This window comes from Paenibacillus prosopidis (assembly GCF_003337375.1).
In the GTDB taxonomy this organism is placed as follows: Bacteria; Bacillota; Bacilli; order Paenibacillales; family Paenibacillaceae; genus Pristimantibacillus; species Pristimantibacillus prosopidis.
Genome location: NZ_QPJD01000001.1, coordinates 311,089 through 329,822, shown reverse-complemented (window position 1 = coordinate 329,822; position 18,734 = coordinate 311,089). Strand labels below are relative to the sequence as shown.

The window sequence follows — 18,734 nt, the reverse complement described above, 5'->3', positions numbered from 1 at the left end:
TGTCCAGGAATAGTCTTGAAACTTTAAAATCGCGTCCATCCCATTTTAATAAACAAAAACGATCCTGCTGCAGTTTTGACCGCAAGCAGGATCACTATGTTTTAATTAAACGGCATGAACCAAATGATTTCTTGAATGCGTACGTAGATCGATATACCATCGGAATCGATCTCAACATAATCCGGCAATACATTTCTTATAACCCCGCGTACGCTTCCTCTTGCTGTCTCCAGAACTGTTCCATGCCCTATTACGGATTTCAACTTTTGATATACATACGGCTCAAATAATGTGATCATAGCCGGATTCCCATTCATTCGCCTCTACACCTTTCCCTAGGTATTCGCCCCAGTATATGATCTTTTCTCACGAAAGGTTCAAAATGGATTAGCTGCGATATTTACGCAAGCAGGAGCAATAACACTGCACTTAAACCGATGATATCAGAAAGAAAAAGCCCCTCCTGCTCATATGAACAAAAGGGGACCAAGGGAATCTTAATCAAAATAGTATTATTACGGCGTTGGATTACCGGAAATCCAATCTGCGTTTGTATCGGTATCCGTATTTGGATTTGTACGGTAGATGCTTTTTCCAATGTTAGCCGTTAGGCTCCAGCCCGAAACATAATTTTCCCAGGCTACAAAATCTTTGTCACTGCCCGAAGCATCCTTCAGCGTCATTTTATCCCCGCTGTTAGAGAGTGACAGTGTCATACCGGAGAGGCTCGGCTGCTTCCCGAAAAGCGCATTAAAACCTGAAGCATTCCGTGCGACCGTAAAGTATCCCGAGCCTGGAATCGACTTGCCGGAAGGAAAGGTAAAGGTACCGGCGTTGTCGCTAATCGTCCAGCCTGAAATATCTACTGTGGCAGAAGTGGGATTGTACAGCTCCACATATTCTTCTACATCGTCGTTGCCAACGGTATCGTAATACACTTCAGATATTTTGATTGCCGCCGGATTCGAGGTACCTTGACCGGCATTCCAATCCCACCAAAACACGTTTTCATAATAATTCGCTACCTGGGAATTCTCGACAATTACTCCTGCTTCCCGATTGTTTACCGGGCTGTTTTCGGACCAGTTTATAGAGGAAACCAACACTTTGTTCCCGTCGGCAATCATCCCTTTATTGTGGACCTTTTCCAAATGAGTGGTTGGCAAGTCGATCAATTTCGCACTCATATTCAACCCTTCAGCAGAAGCTGTATCATTGATGTATTGGACCGTATATTGATTGTCCCGCGTATCCGAAGCATCCAAAAATGCACTGTCTAAAATAACGCGGACCTCTACTCCGCGACGTGCCGCGTCGATCACTTCTTCAAGATAAATATTGGGATCGGTAGCCGGACTTCCGCTGGCAGAGCTTCCCCAATGCTTATGGATATATAACTGCTCCACATAAAGCGATTTGGTTGCATTTCGCATCATTCCGATAATGGCCTTTTCTTTGAGGAACGTGGAATCCGGAGCAAACACCGGCGTGACTTTCATTGTGCCTGTAAACGTCTGATTGGAGAAAGGAGTCGCGTAGCTGCCGCCAGGATTCGATGTGTCAGGGACAAAGCCCGCACTCGGTTCACCATATGCAGTGCCTGGTGTATAAGGGAAGCTGTCCTTGAATTCGATATTCCAATCCGTATTGAAGACATTTTTCACATAGTTAGCGTAATCTGCGTTGTTTATGATAATCCCCCAGCCGCGGTTCCCAAACGTATTTGTCGTCGGCACACCGGTTTCCTTCCAATTTTCCGACTGTAAAAATACTTTTTGTCCGTCAATAATCCCATACTTTGCATGGTCAAAACGATACCGCTTGAAACGTTCATTCGCTGTATCGCTTATGATGTATCTAACTTGACCGCCGGCGTCCACGATCTCTTTGGATACATATTTGGATTGGTCGGTAAGTCCGCCGACAGGTTGGCCTTCGAGGAATACCCGGACTGCAACCCCGCGGGTAATCGCGTTTTTCAGCGAGGCAAGCAGATATGTATTATGAAATTCGTACAGATTCAAATCAATCGAGGTCGTTGCACTATTTAACAGGCTTGTTAGGGTGCTGTAGCTGCTGTCAGGCGAAGTATAAGCTGTTACGTCACCGGTGAAGGTAAACGTTGGCGTATCAAAACGAGATTGACCGGCCTGGTACACTCGCAGCCCATCCCAATCTGCTACAGAATCGGAATCCTCCCATTCTCCTGACGACTCAACGCGGTCGCGTACAAGAATGATGCCCTCACTGACATCAGAAGCTGCCGTTCCGGACCAACAGGAACAAGAATAGGTTGATGTTCCATAAAGGACAGCATCGACAATCGCAGCACCGTTCTTGAGGAGAACTTCATCTCCGGTATTGGCGAAAGTCGGTGTCGATCCAGAAACTACCATTTGAGGAATTGCTGCGTCGCTATTTGTGCCGTATTCAAAGGAAGGGACAATCGTCACCATTTCACCTTTAAATTTCGATGCATCCTTTGCAATGTACATGGTGATGCCAGACGCAATCGATGTCCCGGCAGGAAATTTCACTTCGTAGCTTCCATTTGAAATCGCCCAATTAGAGATATCCACTGAAGCTCCGGTAGGGTTTGTGATGGCAACATATTCTTCAGGCTCGTAGGAAAGATTAGTGTCGTAATAAACCTCACTAATAATAACATGGGTAGGCTGCGCTGCCGAGCCATAGCCAGGAAAGATGGAAATAGCAAGCATCATCGTTAAAAATAATAAAAAAATCTTTTTCATGACGTCCCTCCTAAAATAGTAATCACTAAATTAGGATAAGAGAAGATTGTAATGGGATAATTAACAAAATATAATGATTTTGTGGATGGTGTCAAAGATAACAATTGTCATATTTTGTATGAATATAATTAACCATTTCAAGTTTACTGGGGCACAGAATAAAACCCGCACGACTTCAAAAGCCGCGCGGGTCTAGTCATCAAGAAACCGTGGCTCTATTTTGAACCCCCGTTATAGTTTTAGGAATCCTCCGGATTAGGGTCGGACTCTTCCGTATTATCGCTCTCCTCCGGCAGCTGCTCCGGATCTTCCTGGGCAGGAGAATCGATAATCACCCGGGATTTTACCTCAGGCGGTTCTGGCCGGCTTTGGCCATAGAGCCGTATATAAATCTGTTCAATCTCTTCGCCGGTCAGATCTTCACGCTTCAGCAGCTCCTCTGCAATGGTATGGACGAAGTCAGCGTGATCCCTTACCAGCTCCTTCACTTGGAGCATCTGATCCTTCAGCAGCTCGTTGATCTTTGGCCGAAGCGCCCTGAGTGCCTCGGCCCGATTGCCTGTGGCAAGCCAACTGAACAGCTCATCGCCCATCCCAACCATACCCAGGTAGGCACCGGCCATTTCAGTAGCCTGCCGCAGGTCGGAGGTGACCCCGTTTAATTTCTTGCCGAGGAACTCCTCTTCCACTGCCCGAGCTGCCAGACAGACTTGAATCGCCGCCAAGATCTCACTGTCGCTGCGGTTATACCGCTCATGCGTCGGCTTGGTGGCAGCGAGACCTAGCGCGCCGCCCCGGCGGATGATCGTCACTTTCCAGACCCGATCGTGGGGCTTCAGCAAATACTGGGCCACCGCATGGCCAGCCTCGTGGTAAGCGATGTTTCGCTTCTCGTCCTCTCTCATAGAACGAAGCGGCTGTTTGAGGCCCCACTCATAGGTTTCCATGGCAACCCGGAAATCCTCATAACTGGCAAGCTGGGCACCCCGTTGGTGGGCAATTACGACCGACTCGTTAACGATGTGTTTGATCTGCGCCGGGCTGTAGCCGACCGTGTCGAGCGCCACCTTTTCTGCAGTTAGATTGGATTCCCGCTTCACCTTCTGAAGGTAGTAGTGGAAGACGTCAACCCGTCCATCGTAGTCAGGTGTATCGACCCAGAGCTTACGGTCGAAGCGGCCGGGCCGAAGCAGCGCTGTGTCTAGTACGTCGGGCAGGTTGGTCGCGGCGATTGTCAGCACCGGCGGCCGCTCTGCCTTCTTGCGCCTAAGCCCAAATGAGCGAAGCAGCTTGGCAAACCAGGAGTTGTCGATATTCGGCGGGTCCATCTGCAAGAGCAGCTCGTTAAGCAGGCCCGCCCCGCCCATGCCGAACATTCCTCCGCCGGCTCCCCCGCCCGACTGCCTGCTCATGCCGATGGCGTCGATCTCGTCGATGAAGATGATGCAGGCGCCGTACACACCCGCCAGCTTCCGCGCCTTCTTGTAGAGGCCCATCACCTTCAGGTTCCCGACGCCGAAGAACATGTTTTGAAAGCTTGGGGCAGAGGCATAAGCAAAGGGTACCTGTGCCTCGTTGGCAATTACCTGGGCCAGGTAGGACTTGCCGGTACCGGGCGGACCGCAGAGCAGCAGCCCCCGGATCGCTTCGCCACCCATCTCCTTGAAATCCTTTACGCCCTTGAGCAGGATAACGATCCGCTTGGCATTCTCAACGATCTCGGGGTTGCCCCGGTAGTCGTCCCAGGTAGCGCCGGTCTCGCCAGGCAGAATCCAGTATGTGCGTCCCCGGGCCAGGAACCAGAAGAGGGCTACGAACTGAATGATTATGAATACGACGGCGAAAAGCAGCTGCAGCAAAACGCTGACAATTCCGATCGCGACCTGCCAGGCTTTCGGGCCTCCTGCCCACAACAGCACGCCGATGATGATAAGGACTGCGAGTCTGAGAAGGAATTTACGCCACCTGATCCAATGGTATTTCCTCATGGCCTCACTTCCTTTACAGACGATTTTGAATTATTCTATGAAATGTTCACTCTAGAAATGCCTGTATTCAAAGCGCATGTTAGCGATACTGACATGAAAGGTGAACAGTCAACAAGCACTTAAACCCCCTTCAATTCTCAGGCTCATCAACTGCAGTATTACGACAAAAAAAAGCCAGTCTAGTCGACTGACTCCAGCTTTGATATACTATTCCTGCACAATAGAATGGCTATAAGGGCGGTCGGCTAATCCTCCGGGAAAGGAGGATGATGCCATGTCGGTATTCGAAGCACTTACGCTTATGATTGCGTTCGCGACTCTCGTATTACTGATTAAGAAAGAGAAATAGACCGCCCACGGAAAGGATCGGTCTATTCACTGGTCTAGCTTTATCCGAAAGCCACCGCCCTTAGAGCGGCATTTGTGCAAGGAGTCGTGTTCCAGCACGGCTCCTTTTTTTATCCTAATCATATCATGATGATTTTATTCGCGCAATTATTGTATGCGATTCATTAGTTAGTTTTCAGAGAAGATACGGCCGCCGCATCATTGTATTATCCCCGGCCGTTCTTACATACGATACAACATACTGCAAATTCGAATGATGCTTCGTGAGGGTAGGTGACTCCATGTCGGATCAGCATGGCTTCGGATCAGACCATTTCAAATGGATTTTGAACATGATCGATATCGGCGTGCATCTCATCGATCGGGACGGAATCACGTTATTCTATAATGATAAGATGGCGGAAATCGACGGATTGAAAAGGGAGCAGGTCATCGGGAAAAAGTTATTTCACCTCTACCCTTCGCTTACCGACGAAACCAGTACGCTTGTCCATGTCCTGCAAACGGGCAAAGAAACGGCCGAGAAAGTACAAACCTATGTCAATCTGAAAGGGAAGCGAATCACGACCATTAACCGCTCTTATCCGCTGTTCGATAACGGCCGTCAGATCGGCGCTTTGGAGGTCGCGAAGGATATTACGAGCATCGTCCATCTTCATGATCAAATCCTGGACCTCCGCCATCAAATCCACCAATCCCATCAAAAAGATAAAAAGCACGGCGCATCCGCGCATTATCATTTCAGCGATATTATCGGTACGAGCGGGCAGAGCCTGGATGCGATTTCGATGGCCAAGAAGGCCGCACGCACCAACTCGCCCGTCTTGATCTGCGGTCCTACCGGCACCGGCAAGGAATTGTTTGCGCAGAGCATCCATAACGCCGGTATCCGCAAAAACCGTCCGTTCATCGCCCAGAACTGCGCGGCCGTTCCAAGCGAGCTGATGGAGGGCATTATGTTTGGAACCGCCAGAGGCGCTTTCACGGGGGCGATTGACCGGGCCGGCCTGTTCGAGCAGGCGAACGGAGGCACTCTTTTTTTGGACGAGTTGAACAGTCTGGATTTGTTCCTGCAAGCGAAGCTGCTGCGCGTGCTTCAGGACGGCATCGTACGCAGAATCGGCGGCTCGTCCGAACAGCAGGCAGACGTCCGGATTATTTCCGCTATGAACATCGATCCGAAAGAAGCGCTGGAAAAAGGAATTTTGCGTCAGGATTTATTTTATCGAATTAATGTGGTGAATTTATCCCTTCCTCCCCTGAAAGAAAGGAAAGAAGAAATCCCGCTCCTTACGCAGCATTTTATCGAGAAATTGAATCCTGTGTTCGGCATGAAGGTCACCGGCATCCACCCTTTAGCCATGAACCGGTTGACAGCATATGATTGGCCCGGCAACATCCGCGAATTAAGCCATGCCATCGAATCGACCTACAATATGATGGAGCTGGAAAACGAAACGATTGAAGAGCATCATCTTCCCGCCTATTTGAAAAATGCTCCAGTTCTCAGCACGGCCGCAGGTACCGTGGAATGGCGGCAAACACCGGAGAAAGCCTCTTCGCAAAGTTTATCGGACCGGGTGAAACAGCTCGAACGAGAAGCTATCGTGAGCGCGCTGCAAAATCATGACTATAACATCAGCCTCACCGCGCAAGCGCTGGGCATTAAGCGGCAGGCTCTGCAATACAAGCTGAGCCGCTATGGCATCGCGAGAAAACCCGGCTTCATCAACCAGCCATAAAAACAGGCTCCGTCCGAGCCTGTTTTTTTATTTTCGCCGGCAAGCGGATTGGCATCGTTATTGCTTATTAAAAGAGGTATTAGAAAAATAAGTTGATGGAGGTGCAGCATATGACAGACTTAAACGCCGAGACTCCGCTTGTACCTTTGAGCAGCAAACGGCACTGGAAAGAAGTCGCGCTGTGGAAAGACGTGACGGATGAGCAGTGGAACGATTGGCTTTGGCAGCTGACGCACACGATCCGCACGCTGGACGATCTGAAGAAGGTCGTTCAGCTGGCGCCGGATGAAGAAGAAGGCGTCCGTATTTCTACGCAGACAATACCTTTAAATATAACGCCCTACTATGCATCCCTGATGCATCCCGACGACCCCCGCTGTCCGATCCGGATGCAATCCGTTCCGATTTCCGCCGAGCTGTTGAAAACGAAATATGATCTGGAAGATCCGCTCTACGAGGACGAGGATTCGCCTACGCCGGGCTTAACCCACCGCTATCCGGACCGCGTGCTGTTCCTGGTAACCAACCAGTGCTCCATGTACTGCCGGTACTGCACGCGCCGACGTTTCTCCGGTCAGGTGGGAATGGGGGTGCCGAAAAAGCAGCTGGACGACGCCATCGCCTATATCCGGAATACGCCGGAGGTCCGCGACGTACTGCTGTCCGGCGGTGACGGCTTATTGATCAATGACAACATCCTGGAGTATATATTGAAAAATTTGCGGGCGATCCCCCATGTGGAGATTATCCGGATCGGTACGCGCGCTCCGGTTGTTTTCCCGCAGCGCATCACGGAAAATTTGTGCGCGATTCTGAGGAAATATCATCCGGTCTGGCTAAACACCCACTTCAACCATCCGCTGGAAATAACGTCCGAAGCCAGAAAGGCATGCGAAATGCTGGCCGATGCGGGCGTTCCGCTGGGCAATCAGGCGGTCATTCTGGCAGGCATTAACGACAGCACCGTAATCATGAAGAAGCTCATGCATGAGATGGTGAAAATCCGCGTACGCCCCTACTATATTTACCAGTGCGACTTGTCTGAAGGAATCGGCCATTTCCGGGCGCCGGTGTCCAAAGGGCTCGAAATCATTGAAGCGCTGCGCGGCCATACCTCCGGCTATGCCGTACCGACCTTCGTGGTCGACGCCCCCGGCGGCGGCGGAAAAATCGCGCTGCAGCCCAACTATTTGATCTCGCAAAGCCAGGATAAAGTGATTTTGCGGAATTATGAAGGGGTCATCGTCGGATATCCGGAGCCGCAAAATTATAAGCCGGGCCGGGCGGACGAATATTTCAACGAAATCTACGGACTAAAGAAGCCGGCGGAAAGCACCGGCGTCATCGCTCTCATGAAAGACGAAAAATTTAATTTGGTGCCAGAAAATTTGCGCCGGATCGGCCGAAGAAAGCTGTACGAGGAGTCGCCGGAGCATGCCTCCCTCAAGGATCGCCGTCAGAAGAGGGACGAGATGAAGCAGAAGCTAATGAAGGCCGGGGACAAAAAAGAAAAAGAGAAAGAGAACGCGCAGACCAAAGACGATTTGCCGCAATAAATATTTACGGTATCAAGAGAAGCGGGTGAATGAAGGGGCTGACCCTCCTTAATAAAATCCAAAATAGCCCGCTAACTCTTTATATGCAGGGATTAGATAGATGCGGACACAGCCGAAACGGCGGACACAGCTACACTGGATAATTACAGTAACTTTTAGCTTTTAGGCCTTTGCGTTTGCTCTATAGTGGAAATTATCCAATGAAGAACACCCAAAGAGTTCATTTTCCGCGAAAGTTTCGAATTGAGCCGATTTTTACTGTACGAAATCCAACATAGCTCAGCACGTCAACAAACTTCTGCTCTTATCCTGTACGGAATCCAATGTAGCCCCGAGTTAGTCTGACTACGGACATAATGGAGTGCCGATTAGCCGGATTCCTAACATTGGAGGTTAGCGAAGTGCGAGCGCTGAGCTATATTGGATAAATGCAGTAACTATTAGCTTTTTGGGCTCTATGTGTGCTCTATATTGGAAATAGAGAGTGTCCATTGAACGCCCATTATCCGCGAAAATACCGATAACTTTCGCTTATTTCTTAAAGCATACCAGCTTCAGCTCGGTCATCTCCTGGACCGCGTACTTGACCCCTTCCCGTCCGATTCCGCTGTCCTTGACGCCCCCATAGGGCATATGGTCCACGCGGAAGGTCGGGATATCGTTGATCATGACGCCGCCCACTTCCAAAGCCTCCGCCGCATGAAGCGCCGTTCCGAGGTCCCGGGTGTAGATGCCTGCCTGGAGTCCGAATCTGGAATCGTTCACCTCCCGGATCGCATCCTCCATCGTCGCCACTTTGTTGATCATAACGATCGGGGCAAAAGCTTCCCGGCAGGACAAGCTCGCCTGAGGGTCCACATGGAGCAGGACGGTTGGAGCCACGACGTTTCCTTCCCGCCTGCCGCCGGTCGCGACGACCGCGCCCCGCTCCCGGGCTTCCTCGATCCACTGCATGGTACGCTCCGCATCCCCTGAGCTGATCAATGCGGACACATCAGTTTCCGGATCCAGCGGGTCGCCCAGCTTCAACGTTTCGGTTTGTGCGACGAATTTCCGGACGAATTCGTCGAACAGCTGCTCATGCACATAAATGCGCTGCAGGGAGATGCATATTTGCCCGGCAAAGGAGAATGCTCCAGTGACAGCCCTTGCCATCATGGCATCCGCGTCGACATCCTTATCCACGATCAGCGCCGAATTGGATCCGAGCTCAAGGGTAACCTTCTTTAGGCCCGCCTTATGACGGATCGAGATTCCGACATCCGGGCTGCCCGTGAAGGTTACGCCCTTCACGCGGCCATCCGTAACCAGAAAATCCCCGATCGCGCTTCCGCTGCCCGTTACCACATTTAACGCTCCCTTGGGCAAACCGGCTTGCTGCACAAGCTCCGCTAGCAGCAGCGCCGTTAACGGTGTCTGGCCCGCCGGCTTTAATACGATGGTGTTGCCTGCCGCGATTGCCGGACCTACCTTGTGAGCAACCAGATTCATCGGAAAGTTGAACGGAGTAATGGCGGCGACGACCCCGAGCGGCTGACGGATCGTATATGCGATCCGGTCTTCTCCTCCCGGAGCGGCGTCCATCGGAATCGTTTCCCCCTGGATTCGTCTAGCCTCTTCTGCGGCGAATTTGTAGGTCATGACCGTCCTCGCCGCTTCTTGCCTGGCCGCCTTGAGCGGTTTGGCCGTTTCGAGCGCAATCAGGCGGGCGCATTCCTCCGCCTTCTCCCCGATTAACGCGGACAGCCTCTCCAGGATGGAGGCACGCTCATGCGCCGGCATGCGGGCCATAACCGGCCTCGCCTTCTCCGCCGCTTCAATGGCGCGGTTTACTTCAGCTGCGCCGGCATAAGCAATTTCGGCAATTTGCCCGCCGCCGTAAGGCGCGTACAAGGGACGGTATTCGCCGGCTTCTACCCAATCCCCATCGATAAACAATCGCTTCCTCATTCCAGGTCACCTCCCCTCTCTATTTAAGTATTAATATCGCTGCGGGCGCAATTTTTGAGCGCATTTTCCAGCACGTCAAGGCCTTCCTCCAGCTGCTCTTCCGTAATGACGAGCGGGCAAAGGATACGAATAACGTTACTATACAATCCTGCTCCCATCACGATCAAGCCCCGTTTATGCGCCTCCTTTAGCACGCGGGCTGTCAGCTCTTTATCCGGCTCCTTCGTCACCGGATCCTTGACCAGCTCGATTGCGCTCATCGCCCCAAGCGTGCGGACGTCCCCTATCCCGCTTACTTCCTGCTGCAGCCGGACTAATCGCCCGCTGATCGCTGCCCCGATCGATACCGCCCGCTCCGCAAGCCGCTCTTCCTCCATCATTTCAATGACCTTCAGCGCCGCCGCGCAGCCAAGCGGGCTTCCGCCGAAGGTGCCGCCGATTTCGCCAACGTTCGGCGCATCCATCATTTCCGCACGGCCGGTTACCGCGCTGATTGGAAGACCGGCAGCGATCGATTTGGACATCGTCATCAGGTCCGGTACTACCCCGAAGTGTTCGATGCCGAAGCTTCTGCCCGTTCTGCCGAAGCCGGTTTGCACCTCGTCGGCAATAAACACAATGCCGTATTGCTCGCATATCGCCTTGACGCCCTGCACGAATCGGACTGAAGGGATAACAAAGCCGCCTTCGCCTTGAACCGGTTCCATGATGACCGCGGCGACCTCCTCGCCCGGAACCTCCGACAGGAAGAAATCCTCGAATTTCCGCAAAAGGTAAGCATCCAGCTCATCGGGCGCGAGACCGAAAGGAGCGCGGTAATAGTAAGGATAAGGCATTTTGTACGTGTCGGGGGCGAAGGGGCCGAAGCCGTTTTTGTACGGCTTCACTTTACTGGTCAAGGACATCGCCATATAGGTTCGGCCGTGAAAGCCGCGCTCGAAGGAGATGACCGCCCGTCTCCCCGTATATTTGCGCGCGATCTTGATCGCATTCTCGACGGCTTCCGCCCCGCTGTTCATAAAAAAGGTTTTCTTCGGATGGCTCCCCGGCGTGATGAGGTTCAGCTTCTCCGCTAACGCCACATACGGCTCATACATGACAACGTGAAAGCAGGGATGGATATATTTCTCCAGCTGGTCTTTCAGTGCTTCCACCACTTTTGGCGGACAATGGCCGACGTTTAATGATCCGATCGCACCGGCGAAATCGATGAAGGTATTCCCGTCGACATCGGTGAGCAGCGCGCCCTCAGCTTTGGCCGCAAAGGTGGGAACCGTATTGAAAGGCCCTCTCGGCACGGCATCCGCGCGCCGCTTCAGCAGCTCCCGCGCGATTGGACCGGGCAGCTCGCTTTTGATCTCGATAGACTTGTTCCGATCAGTCTCCATCTCCATCTCCCTTTCCCTCCAATCCGCACCACTCAATCAATGTCAGCGCAATAATTTCCGCCGCCTCGAAAACATGGTCCAGCTTAATATATTCGTTCGGGTAATGAGCGGCTTCCGTGACGCCCGGACCGAATACAATGCAAGGAGTCTCGGCCAGCAGAGTCAGCAGGCCGCCGTCCGTTCCCCATGGCGACGCCTCGATAACGGGCTCCTGCAGGAGAACCTCCCTGTACTGCTCCGACAACGTCCGGATGAACGTATGCTCCAGGCTTACGCTGCCCGGCACCCATCTGGCGCCGAACCATTCCACCGCCGGCGGATGCTCCTCAAACCATGGATCCTTCTCCTTCAGCCGCTCCATCCACCGGATCATCTCTTCCTTGGCCTGCTCCAGCTTCTCCTCGGGGGCGACGCCGAACCTGCCTTCCAGGGTTACCGTATCCGGAACGGAGGACGGCCAATTCCCGCCCTTAATGACGCCGATATTGATCGGAAACGGAATCGGATTGCTGGCATATAACGGATCGGAGACAGTGGCGTTCCTTGTCTCTTCCAACTCGCGGATATGCGCGATGACCGCCATGCTCATATCGATCGCGCTCACACCTTCGTACCTGGTCCCGCCGTGGGCGGAACGGCCCTTCACTTCGATGCGGAACCACATCGAGCCCTGCTGCTTGGGAAAAATCCTAAGGTTGGTCGGCTCCGGAATGAGCGCGGCGTCGGCTTTGTACCCCTTCAGGATCGCCGCCAGCGTCCCGGCTCCACCGCTTTCTTCCTCAATGACGCTTTGGAAGATGATATCGCCCTTCAGCCGGATCCCGAGCTCACGGACTGCTTGGACCGCCAACAGCAGTGACGCGATTCCTCCCTTCATATCCGTCGCGCCGCGTCCGAACAGCTTGCCGTCCGCGACTTTGCCGCTGAACGGATCATCGTGCCACTGTCCGGCGTCTCCCTCCGGCACAACATCCATATGTCCGTTCAAAATGATCGATCGTCCCCCTCCCGATCCTCTCCATATGCCGACGACATTGGGGCTGCCTATAAAGCGGCTGCGCGGCGAATAAAAAAAAGGATGGGCTTCGAGCGCTTCGCCGTCCGGTTCCCACACCTCCACATCCATGCCCAACCCTCGCAGCTTTCCGGCAATGAGAAGCTGGACTTCCCGCTCGTTCCCCTGCGTGCTCGGCAATCTGACCATGTCCTGCAGCAAGCTCGTGCCTTCCTCCCGATGATTATGCATCCACTCGCGAATGCGGACTTTGAATGAAACCGGATCACCTTTCATGTCAATCCCTCCTTTGGATAAGGCCGGCCTACGTAATGATTGAGATATTCTCCGGTATGATCAAGGCCGCTTCCGTATATCGAACGACGTCTTCCACCGTATATGGGGCCATTACCTCCCGCAAAATCAACCCTTCGGCGCCTACCTCCATAACCGCCATATCGGTTATGATCAAATCGACGCATTCACGCGCGGTAAGCGGCAGCCCGCACCGCTTCCTGATTTTCGATTCACCCTGTTGATTGACATGATTCATCAGGACGACGACCTTCTTCGCTTTTTGGGCCAGCTCCATGGCCCCTCCAATGCCGGACACGCGCTTTCCCGGCACGATCCAGTTGGCCAGATCCCCGCACTCGCTCACCTCAAGCGCCCCGAGTATCGTCATGTCGATGCAGCCCCGGCGAATCATCGCGAAGGCAATCGCGCTGTCGCAATAGGAGGCGCCGTTTACTATAGTGATGGGGTAGCCGCCCGCATTGCACAGGAAAGGGTCTTCCTCTCCCGGATCCGGCGCTCTGCCGGCGAACAGAATGCCGTTCTCCGCATGAAACACGACGTGAACGCCTTCCGGTATAAAATCCGCGACAAGCGTCGGGATGCCGATGCCGAGATTGACGACCATCCCGTTCTGCAATTCCAGGGCAGCCCGCTTCGCTATTCGGCTGCGTGTTTCTTCTCCCATACCCATTGCCAGCTCACCCCTTTGCCCGGAATGACCATATCGACAAAAACGCCCGGCGTGACGATCGTCTCCGGGTCCAGTCCGCCAAGAGGCACGATTTCATCCGCTTCCGCGATTGTGATTCGTCCGGCCATCGCGACTAACGGATTAAAATTCCGGCCGCTCTTGTCGTAAACCAAATTGCCGTAAGGATCCGCCCGTTTCGCATGAACGATGGCCACTTCGGCGGTCAGCGCCGGTTCGACCAAATACGTCTTTCCCAAGACGGACACCGTCTCTCTGCCTTCACCCATTAAAGTGCCGACGCCGACATCGACCAAGATGCCCCCAAGTCCGACGCCTCCCGCCCGAATTTTCTCGGCCAGCGTCCCCTGCGGATAAAAGACGACCTCCATGCTCCCTTCCGTCATCCGTTTACCGGCAAACGGATTGGAGCCGATGTGGGAGGTGATAACCTTGGCGACCCTCCCAAGCGTGACTAATGGGCCAATGCCGATCTGCGGAAATCCGGTATCGTTGCCAATGAGAATAAGATCCTTGACCCCTTTGGCCACGATCCCTTCCGTAAGGGCAGGAGGCGTGCCGATCCCGCCGAAGCCGCCGTACATGAGCGTCGTGCCGTCGGTGATGACGGCCAGCGCCTCCTCGAGCGTTCTGATCTTGTTTAGCGCTGTTCCCGCCCGGTTTCCGGCATCGGCTCCAGACGGAATACCGGATGCGGCATCGAATCCGTCCGAGGCTCCAGCCGAAGGCTTGGTATCCCCTCCAGCTTCGTTTTCATTCCCATTCGCGCCGTGATCCATCATTGCTCTTCCACCTCCGCTTCCCCGAGCTCCCGCGTCACTTCTTCCAGCGTTTCCTTCAGGAGAGCGGTCAGCAAATCGATCTCCTCCCGTTTGATTACAAGCGGAGGTGCAATGATAATCGCATCTCCTTCCCCATCTGCCCCTCCTGCAGCCGGATAGACGAGAAGCCCTTTATGAAATGCTTTGTCAACGATCCGGGAGGTAACGCCGAGCCTCGATGGAAACGGCTGCTTGGCGGTACGGCCTGCAACCAGTTCAATGGCCAGGAGCAGGCCCTTGCCACGCACATCCCCGATTATTTCACATTGCTGCGCCAGTTCGTGTAACCGGGAAAGCAAATAGGCGCCGCTCGTCTCGGCGGCTTCCGCCAGCCGATGCTTGCCGATATAGTCCAAAACCGCAAGGGAAACCGCCGCCGATTGCGGATTCGCGCTGTACGTGTGGCCGGACATGATACTCTTGGAACCCTGCAGGACGGGTTCCATCACATGATCGCTGACAAGCGCGGCCGCCATCGGTGTATAGCCGGCGCTCATCCCTTTGCCCAGTGCGATCAGGTCCGGCTCGACGCCCCAATGCTCCAGGCCGAACATTTTTCCCGTCCGGGCGATCCCGGTCATCACTTCGTCGGCAATGAACAGAATCTCATTCCGTTCGCAAATGTCCTTCATCTTCCGGTAATAACCCTCAGGCGGTACAACGGCCCCGCCCGCAGCTCCAATGATCGGCTCTGCAATAAAAGCCGCAATATGCTCAGCCCCGATCCGCCCGATTGCGGTCTCCAGATCGTCCGCGCACATCAACTCGCACGCCGGAAAGGCAGCGCCAAACGGACAGCGGTAGCAATAGGGGGGCGCCACGACCGGAAAATCCTCCAGCAGCGGGAGAAACCTTCTCCGCCTTGCGGCGTGGCCGGACATCGATAAGGCGCCCATCGTAATCCCGTGATAGCTCATCCGGCGGGAAATAATTTGATACTTCTCCGGACGTCCCCGCTCCTGCCAGTGCTGAATCGCGATCTTCATGGCCGTCTCCGTCGCTTCGGAGCCGCTGTTCACGAAGAATACCCAGTAATCCCCTCCCGGCGCCAATTCGCTCAGCTTCCGCGCCAGCTCCTCGGCGGGCTCACTTGTGAACTGGGAACGGTAAACGAAGGATACTTTGCTTGCCTGCTCGAGCATCGCGTCGGCAACTTCTTGAACGCCGTGCCCGATACTGGCCGTAACGGCGCCGGAGCAAGCATCCAGATACGATTTGCCCTGCTCATCGTACAGAAATACGCCTTTCCCATATTGAACTGCGGGATACGAACGACCCAGTAGCGGTTTAATCAAATGTTCCCGCTGCATCTCGACTGCCTCCCCCTGGTTTTACTCCTTGCGCTCATTTAAAATAAAACTTATTAATCCGCGGCGCATTCATCAGCTCTTCATAGCGGAACCGGCTTCCCAAGGCGGATACGTCATTCAAATACAGCGCCTCTTCCACCTTCTGCGACATGCTCTCGGAAACATAGCTGCCGCAGCGCGGACAATCGATTGCCGGAATATCCAATATCTCCACTGTTGATTTGCCGTCCGGCATAATCCAATAGCAGTCTTTAACGCCTTCCTTGCTGTCTTCCGCATCGCACCATATGCATGTCATGCCCGATTGTCCCTCCTAAACGTTTTGTGGGCCGGACCTCTCTACCCTTCTTATATAAGCAAGCACCATGCCAACTTTGGAAGGGCGATACATTCTCCCCAGTGGGGATGAAGCGCCGGATCTGCTGCAAAAGATTTTGCAGCCGTTCATTTTTTTGCGGCAAGCCGTCAAAACCCGGTTGGCAATGAACGATGAGACCGGATGGGTACCTTCATATAGACCGATCCGCAGAACTGGCATCATTTTTGCACATAAAATACGTATAGAACCATTCGCTTTAAGCGTATGCTTTCGAAGCGAAGTTTTGCTTCGCAAAACTTTTTAGGAGGAACCCTCATGCCAAAGGACCTTTACTATAGCAATCAGGTCGAGACCGGAAACGGCTGCACCGTTCATTACTGCCTCGATGCCTTTAACAAAAGGCTGCGAGTAGACGACTATGAGGGAAATATCGATTCGCTCTTCGAGTTTGCCTGCGGGATCGCCAAGCAGCGCGCGCTGACCAAACTTTTCATTAAATCCCGTCAAGAAGATTGGGAGATTTTCTTATCAAAAGGATGTATGCTGGAGGGGATTTACAAAGGCTATTTTGACGGCAGGGATGCTTACTGCATGGCCTACTATTTGGATCTTGAGCGGCGTACAAGCGACTATTGGATTGAGGAAGATCATATTTTGAGGCAGGTGCTGGAGCTGCCGTTCAGGCCGGATCGCACCCAAGCCGCTGACGACGTTACGCTGCGAATGGCTTCACCGGATGATGCCGGAGCGCTCGCTGCTTTATACGGCCGTATTTTTAAAACGTACCCGGTACCGATGCATGATCCTTCTTATGTCGGGAAGGCGATGCTAGAAGGCACGATATTCTATGTCATCGAACAATCCGGCGAGCTGGTCAGCTCCGCTTCGGCTGAAATCAACACGATATATCGGAACGCCGAAATGACCGATTGTGCCACCCTTCCGAGCCATCGCGGCAAGGGTCATATGCGGCTGCTCCTCCATGCCTTGGAAGAGGAACTGGCCGGACGGAATATCCGCTGCCTGTATTCTTTGTCCCGCGCGCTTTCTTTTGGCATGAACGCCGTTTTCCGCCAGATGGGGTACCGGTATTGCGGTAGGCTGACGAAAAACTGCGATATCTATGATAAATTCGAAGATATGAATCTATGGGTAAAGCTATAGCCGTCTACGGTTCACAGAAGAGGAGATGCCCATCTCCTCCCGGTATTTGGCCACCGTACGCCTGGAAATCCGAATGCCCTCCTCCGTCATCCGATCCGCCAGCTGTTGATCCGAGTATGGCTTCTTGCGGTTTTCACCGCCGATTAATTCCTTTATTCGAGCCTTCACGCTGTCTGCGGATGCCGATTCGCCTGAGTCCTGCTGATAGCCGGTAGGGAAAAAGGCTTTCAGCTCGAAGACGCCCCACGGCGTTTGCGCGTATTTGCCGGCGGTCACGCGGCTGACGGTCGATTCATGCAGGCTCACGATGTCCGCAATCCGCTTCAGGTTCATCGGCTTGAGACGGGAAATCCCTTCTCTGAAAAAGTCTATCTGCTCCTCGACGATCGCCTGCGTCACGCGAAACAAGGTGTCCCGCCGCTGTTCGATGCACTTGATGAAGAAGACAGCCGCGTTCAGCTTTTTAGAAAGAAATGCCTTTGCCTCGTCATGCTCCCCGCCTTCCTTAAGCAGCCGTTCATAATGACCGTTAATGGAGAGACGGGGCGCTGCCGCGTTTTGAACGGTGATAACGAACCGCTCCCCCGCCTGCTCGACTCTGACGTCCGGTACGATATAAGGGATGTCGCCTGCAGAGAATGCCGCGCCCGGACGGGGATTCAGCTCCTTCAGCGTCTCGATCGCCTCCTGCATTTCACTCGAGGCGGCCTGCAGCCTTGAGGCCAATCGATGAATGGAGTGATACGCGATATCTTCGAGATGATGCCGAATCAGGACGGGAACAAGCGGCGGACAAGCCGGCAGGCGATTCGCCTGAATGATCAGGCATTCCTTTAAATCTCTCGCCCCGACACCGGCAGGCTCAAAGCCCTTCAAGATGTCGAGCGCTTGCTCTGCCTCGCAGCTATCGACCTCTAGCGCATCGGCGATTTCTGCTAACGACAGCTCCATATACCCGTTCCCGTCCAGATTTCCGATCATGTACGCGATGATTTGCCGGACAGAGCGCGGAATGCCGGTCAGCACATTCAATTGCTCCTTAAGGTGCTTCTCCAGGGAGGCGTCCTTCCATACCGCTTGATGAAGCGGATCATAATCGGAATTATACGGGCCGATCGGGCCGGCTCCGGGTTCAGGCGGTTGCCTTAGCTGCCGCTTGTCATATTCCGCATAGGCACCCCAATCGGTCCCTGAGGGATCCAGCATCGGATTTTCCTGAAGCTCCTGCCGGATGCATTCGAGTAAATCCGGGGTCGGGAGCTGAAGAATCTTGATCGCCTGCCGAAATTGCGGCGTCATGCGCATTTTGGCCGTTTGCTGCTGATACATGCCGTAACCCGGGCTCATCTGAATCATCCTTTAGGCTTTTGCTCTATTTTATTCCGGATGCTCGTC

15 protein-coding genes are annotated in these 18,734 nt (G+C 53.5%); 4 read left to right on the top strand and 11 right to left on the bottom strand.

What is annotated here, in order from left to right; all coding sequences use genetic code 11:
- Positions 1 to 101: 101 nt before the first annotated feature.
- The 3 genes from DFP97_RS01385 to DFP97_RS01375 form a co-directional block, all read right to left on the bottom strand.
- Entirely contained in the window at positions 102 to 317 is a 216-nt protein-coding gene (locus DFP97_RS01385) for a DUF2642 domain-containing protein (RefSeq protein ID WP_114378175.1), read from the bottom strand.
- A 198-nt stretch (positions 318 to 515) separates the two neighbouring features.
- Positions 516 to 2,753 (bottom strand): lamin tail domain-containing protein, encoded by a 2,238-nt coding sequence (locus tag DFP97_RS01380; RefSeq protein WP_114378174.1) that lies wholly within the window; start codon positions 2,751 to 2,753, stop codon positions 516 to 518.
- A 239-nt stretch (positions 2,754 to 2,992) separates the two neighbouring features.
- The gene (locus DFP97_RS01375) at positions 2,993 to 4,741 is read right to left on the bottom strand and encodes an AAA family ATPase (protein ID WP_114378173.1); all 1,749 of its coding nucleotides are present in this window, start codon (positions 4,739 to 4,741) and stop codon (positions 2,993 to 2,995) included.
- A gap of 274 nt (positions 4,742 to 5,015) precedes the next feature.
- Here DFP97_RS01375 and DFP97_RS32170 point away from each other — a divergent pair, with 274 nt between their 5' ends.
- The 3 genes from DFP97_RS32170 to kamA all read left to right on the top strand — a co-directional run bounded on the left by DFP97_RS32170 (position 5,016) and on the right by kamA (position 8,387).
- Positions 5,016 to 5,090: a putative holin-like toxin gene (locus tag DFP97_RS32170; RefSeq protein ID WP_220271120.1), complete on the top strand. Its 75-nt coding sequence runs from the start codon at positions 5,016 to 5,018 to the stop codon at positions 5,088 to 5,090.
- Positions 5,091 to 5,370: 280 nt separating this feature from the next.
- Positions 5,371 to 6,831, top strand: coding sequence for a sigma-54 interaction domain-containing protein (locus DFP97_RS01370; protein WP_114378172.1), 1,461 nt, complete (start codon positions 5,371 to 5,373; stop codon positions 6,829 to 6,831).
- 110 nt (positions 6,832 to 6,941) lie between these two features.
- Positions 6,942 to 8,387 carry a lysine 2,3-aminomutase gene (kamA, locus tag DFP97_RS01365; RefSeq protein WP_114378171.1) on the top strand — a complete coding sequence of 482 codons (1,446 nt, stop codon included), beginning with the start codon at positions 6,942 to 6,944 and terminating at the stop codon, positions 8,385 to 8,387.
- A 531-nt stretch (positions 8,388 to 8,918) separates the two neighbouring features.
- Here kamA and DFP97_RS01360 read toward each other — a convergent pair.
- From DFP97_RS01360 to DFP97_RS01330, 7 genes are all read right to left on the bottom strand, one after another.
- Positions 8,919 to 10,337: an aldehyde dehydrogenase family protein gene (locus tag DFP97_RS01360; RefSeq protein WP_114378170.1), complete on the bottom strand. Its 1,419-nt coding sequence runs from the start codon at positions 10,335 to 10,337 to the stop codon at positions 8,919 to 8,921.
- Positions 10,338 to 10,360: 23 nt separating this feature from the next.
- Entirely contained in the window at positions 10,361 to 11,725 is a 1,365-nt protein-coding gene (gene gabT / locus DFP97_RS01355) for a 4-aminobutyrate--2-oxoglutarate transaminase (protein WP_114378332.1), read from the bottom strand.
- Positions 11,715 to 13,016 (bottom strand): peptidase, encoded by a 1,302-nt coding sequence (locus DFP97_RS01350; protein WP_114378169.1) that lies wholly within the window; start codon positions 13,014 to 13,016, stop codon positions 11,715 to 11,717. The genes gabT and DFP97_RS01350 overlap by 11 nt, the downstream gene beginning before the upstream one ends.
- A 28-nt stretch (positions 13,017 to 13,044) precedes the next feature.
- Positions 13,045 to 13,707, bottom strand: a complete 663-nt coding sequence (locus DFP97_RS01345) for a 3-oxoacid CoA-transferase subunit B (RefSeq protein WP_114378168.1) — start codon at positions 13,705 to 13,707, stop codon at positions 13,045 to 13,047.
- Positions 13,674 to 14,309, bottom strand: a complete 636-nt coding sequence (locus DFP97_RS01340; RefSeq protein WP_245975845.1) for a CoA transferase subunit A — start codon at positions 14,307 to 14,309, stop codon at positions 13,674 to 13,676. The genes DFP97_RS01345 and DFP97_RS01340 overlap by 34 nt, the downstream gene beginning before the upstream one ends.
- Before the next feature lie 194 nt (positions 14,310 to 14,503).
- A complete protein-coding gene (locus tag DFP97_RS01335; protein ID WP_114378167.1) occupies positions 14,504 to 15,856 on the bottom strand; it encodes an aspartate aminotransferase family protein in 1,353 nt (450 codons plus the stop codon).
- A gap of 34 nt (positions 15,857 to 15,890) precedes the next feature.
- Positions 15,891 to 16,154 (bottom strand): YokU family protein, encoded by a 264-nt coding sequence (locus DFP97_RS01330; RefSeq protein ID WP_114378166.1) that lies wholly within the window; start codon positions 16,152 to 16,154, stop codon positions 15,891 to 15,893.
- Between the two features lie 336 nt (positions 16,155 to 16,490).
- Here DFP97_RS01330 and ablB point away from each other — a divergent pair, with 336 nt between their 5' ends.
- A complete protein-coding gene (gene ablB, locus DFP97_RS01325; RefSeq protein WP_245975813.1) occupies positions 16,491 to 17,339 on the top strand; it encodes a putative beta-lysine N-acetyltransferase in 849 nt (282 codons plus the stop codon).
- On the opposite strand, the gene rpoN is transcribed toward ablB, so the two are convergent.
- Positions 17,334 to 18,686 (bottom strand): RNA polymerase factor sigma-54, encoded by a 1,353-nt coding sequence (rpoN, locus tag DFP97_RS01320; protein WP_181873306.1) that lies wholly within the window; start codon positions 18,684 to 18,686, stop codon positions 17,334 to 17,336. The two genes, ablB and rpoN, sit on opposite strands and share 6 nt — an antisense overlap.
- Positions 18,687 to 18,734: the final 48 nt, after the last annotated feature.